Here is a 3,632-nt window from a genome sequence, read left to right as displayed (position 1 = left end):
TTAGTAAAAGATAATGCTGGCAACTTTTCCCTTGTTAGAGAGAGTTTTGTTTATCAGACACAATTCATAGGTGACATGAACAAAGACGACATTATAGACATCAGTGATGAGATACTGGTGTTAAGAATAGCATTGGGATTATACCAAAATAAAACCTGTTCAGACATAAACAATGACGGCATAGTGGATATTTCAGATGTAATATTGACATTGAGAATGGCGCTGGGACTGGATTCACTGAAGCAGTGCATTTGATAAATTAAGAGTAAGGAATTTCGTAATTAAAAAAATTAAACCAGAGGAAAAAATGTTACTTATAGGTAGTTTTTCCTTTAATCTTTATTCTATATACAATAACCGTTTTGGCTGTATCGTCTACCGTATAGAGAATACGATAATTGCCGGCACGAATACGGTAACCTTCTTTTTCTGTGAGCTTTTTAGAACCGTGGGGTCTTGGATTAGAGGTAAGGGAAAGAATTGCTCTATCAATTGCAGTGCGATATTTTATTGGAATTTTCTCTGCTTCTTTTTCAGCCTTACGTTCTATTATGATCTTATAAATCAAAGTTTAAGCCATGCCTTGCGGAACTTTTCATATGGAGTAAAGGTAGTTGCCTCTCGTTCAGCTTTAAGGAGGTCATTAGCGTCTTCAAGGTCTTCAACTAACTCCATTATATTTTTGTATTCCTTCAGGCTGAGTACAACAGATTTCTTATGGCCTTTCTCATCAATCATATATTTAGGCTTGATATTTTCGGCAATCCCGTGCATTTTTAGCCTCCCAGCGTTTATTTTTAGTAAAAGATTAACAAAAGGTAAGGAATTAGTCAATTGAGTAATAAAGAGTAATAAAAAAGGTTTCAAAAGAAGTACGATAAACCTATTTAAAAACTCTAATAACCTGTCTGCCGACAGGCAGGTATACATCTACAATGCTACAAGCTATACTTCTACTAATTCAACCTTCACGTTATAGCCGAGTTTGTGAAGAAAATCATAACAATCATCCCATGTAAGCCCAAATTCACGGACATCTGCAAGCCCTATCCTTGCAAGTATGTCTCTTATGAGTTCAAAGCTTTTGCTTTCAAAATCAGATTCCCTTATCATGTCCTCTGCCCAGTTAACAAGACCCTGTAAGTTTTTAAAAGGTGGTCAGTAGTTGAAAGTGAAGACTGCTCTTGTTTATGCAGTCTTAAGTTCTTTATTGAGATGTTCTTTTATCCAGCCTCTTATTATGGTTGAAACATCAATAATGCCTTTCATTTTGGCAAGTTTTTTCAGCTTATTAATTGTTGCATCATCAAGTCTCATTTGAAAATTTCTTTTAAGAGGTGGTCTCTCAAATACGATTTCACCTGTTTCCTTGAGTTCATCGAGATAATCTATAACACTATGGGTGTCCTAGGAGCCTGTCCGAGTAATATTAACTTCAACTGAAGCAAGCAAATCCATATAATAGTGACATGAAAACATATAGACCATACGAACCAGATCAACTTTTATTGATACCGCCATCATTGAGGGAATGGTTGCCGGAGGATCACCTTGTCTACTTTATCTCTGACATAGTAGACGGACTAAAACTAAGCGCCATAGAGGAGGTGTATGAAAAAGAAGAGCGCGGCTATCCTCCATACCATCCGGGGATGATGACGAAAGTTATTTTTTATGCATATTGTGTAGGAGTGTATTCGTCGAGGCGAATAGCGAGGAAGCTTCAGGAAGACGTAGCATTTCGGATAGTTGGAGCCGGGAATTTCCCGGACTTCAGGACGATCAGCGATTTCAGGAAGCGGCATCTTGAAGCATTGAAAGGATTGTTTGTACAGGTAGTTGAAATATGTCGGAGGGCAGGACTTGTACAGCTTGGGCATATCTCACTGGATGGGACAAAGATAAAGGCCAACGCATCGAAGCATAAGGCAATGAGCTACGGAAGGATGAAGAAAGAAACGGAAAGGCTTAAGCAGGAAATAGAAGACATACTGAGGCAGGCAGAAGAAGTGGACAGGGCAGAAGACGAAGAATATGGGAGAGACAAACGTGGGGACGAACTTCCCGAGGAGCTTGCCAGGAGGGAAAGCCGTTTAAAGAAAATAGAAGAAGCGATGAAGGCGTTGGAGGAAGAAGCAAGACAGAACTTTCAAGAAGAGGATGCAGAAGACGCCGGTAAAAAGCGTGGCAAGAAGCCTGCACATATAGGTGTTCCTAAAGAAAGCGCACAGAGGAATTTCACGGACTCCGAATCGAAGATAATGATTAATGGGGATAAGGCATTCATACAAGGTTATAACGCTCAGGCAGCAGTGGATGCGTCATCACAGGTAATAGTGGCAGCGGATGTATCAAACAAATCGGTAGACAAAAAGCATGTAAAACCAATGGTAGAGAAGATAGTAGAAGTAATGGATGCATTACCGGAAGAAGTATCAGCAGATGCAGGGTATTTTAGCGGAGAGAATGTTGAATGGTTAAGGGAGCAGAAAGTTGAAGCCTTCATATCACCTGACAAACAAAAGCATAATGACAAAGTAGAGCCGGCCCCACGAGGGCGAATACCGGAAGATCTGTCAGTTATAGACAGGATGAGGAGAAAACTGAGGACCAAACATGGACGAGGAAAATACAAACTAAGGAAGCAGACAGTTGAACCTGTATTTGGGCAAATAAAAGAGGCCAGAGGGTTTCGACAATTTCTGATGCGAGGGCTTGAGAAAGTGAAAGGCGAATGGTCTCTGATATGTACAGCCCATAACATCCTGAAACTTTACAGAGCAGGATTTACTACCTGTGAAAGGTTTTAAAGACAGAGAGGCACTTTTGTGCGTTAATGACTGTATTGTTTTGGAGATAAACAGGGTTAAAAAAGTTCAGATGGTGTTATTCCCCGATGATTATAAAACAGTATGAAAATTATGACAGATAAAATCTTAAAAATAGTTATTACTCGGACAGGCTCCTAGGTGAAGACGGCGTACATTTGCGTGCAACCAAGTTCTGGGCAGGAGTAAAACAACGGGCGATTGAATTGCTCGATCAAGATGTTGAACCAGGCATTGATTACGCACTCACGGAGATAGTACACTGCAAATCCAAGTATGAAATCGGGGTGCGTGAAGCTCAGGACTTTCAGGACTTCTGTGTGAGTCGCTATCTCAGTCGCACACTGTCGATGTCAGGTGCCAGCATAATCGTGGTCCTCGGCAAACGGGCGCGAGAAGCACTTAAAACCGAGTTCGGTATCCCCACAGATGGGACCATGTATGTCCCAGCCAGAGTGTGGGGTCGGGAGCGTATCATAACCTTTCTGCCACACCCCAATGCTCGAAGACATCGAACTTTCGTTAAGTGCGTACCTGAAAATGAATTGCGAACCATTCGTGCATTCCTACGCCGCAATATGTAACTCAGCAAGCAGTGTTGCTGTGGCAGGTGGAGCGGGGAGCAAGGTGAAAAAAGGATTAAGTTGAAAATATGGGATGTGGAGCTTGTCTAAAAACTACAATTCCGTCAGGCTGTCATTCCCCGACTTGATCGGGGAATCCAGTCTTTTCAATAGCTTCTGGATTGTCCAGTCAAGCTGGACAATGACAAATACTGAGTTTTTAGACAGGCTCTGTGTCCCT

General features: G+C 41.4%; 5 protein-coding genes. 2 read left to right on the top strand and 3 right to left on the bottom strand.

The window, feature by feature from the left end; all coding sequences use genetic code 11:
- The coding region (locus tag HZA77_16320) for a hypothetical protein (protein MBI5376995.1) at nucleotides 1-255 on the top strand (255 nt) is incomplete at its 5' end.
- A gap of 55 nt (nucleotides 256-310) precedes the next feature.
- Here HZA77_16320 and HZA77_16315 read toward each other — a convergent pair.
- The 3 genes from HZA77_16315 to HZA77_16305 all read right to left on the bottom strand — a co-directional run bounded on the left by HZA77_16315 (nucleotide 311) and on the right by HZA77_16305 (nucleotide 1,113).
- Nucleotides 311-568: a type II toxin-antitoxin system RelE/ParE family toxin gene (locus HZA77_16315; GenBank protein ID MBI5376994.1), complete on the bottom strand. Its 258-nt coding sequence runs from the start codon at nucleotides 566-568 to the stop codon at nucleotides 311-313.
- On the bottom strand, nucleotides 565-774 hold the full coding sequence (locus HZA77_16310; protein ID MBI5376993.1) for a hypothetical protein: 210 nt from the start codon (nucleotides 772-774) through the stop codon (nucleotides 565-567). The genes HZA77_16315 and HZA77_16310 overlap by 4 nt, the downstream gene beginning before the upstream one ends.
- Before the next feature lie 171 nt (nucleotides 775-945).
- The gene (locus tag HZA77_16305; protein ID MBI5376992.1) at nucleotides 946-1,113 is read right to left on the bottom strand and encodes a hypothetical protein; all 168 of its coding nucleotides are present in this window, start codon (nucleotides 1,111-1,113) and stop codon (nucleotides 946-948) included.
- 356 nt (nucleotides 1,114-1,469) lie between these two features.
- Here HZA77_16305 and HZA77_16300 point away from each other — a divergent pair, with 356 nt between their 5' ends.
- Nucleotides 1,470-2,810 (top strand): IS1182 family transposase, encoded by a 1,341-nt coding sequence (locus HZA77_16300; GenBank protein ID MBI5376991.1) that lies wholly within the window; start codon nucleotides 1,470-1,472, stop codon nucleotides 2,808-2,810.
- Nucleotides 2,811-3,632 lie beyond the last annotated feature (822 nt).

Source organism: Candidatus Schekmanbacteria bacterium, from assembly GCA_016219965.1.
In the GTDB taxonomy this organism is placed as follows: Bacteria; Schekmanbacteria; GWA2-38-11; order GWA2-38-11; family J061; genus JACRJM01.
The sequence above is the reverse complement of the archived record's forward strand: the minus strand, read 5'-3'. Positions and strand labels throughout refer to the sequence as shown.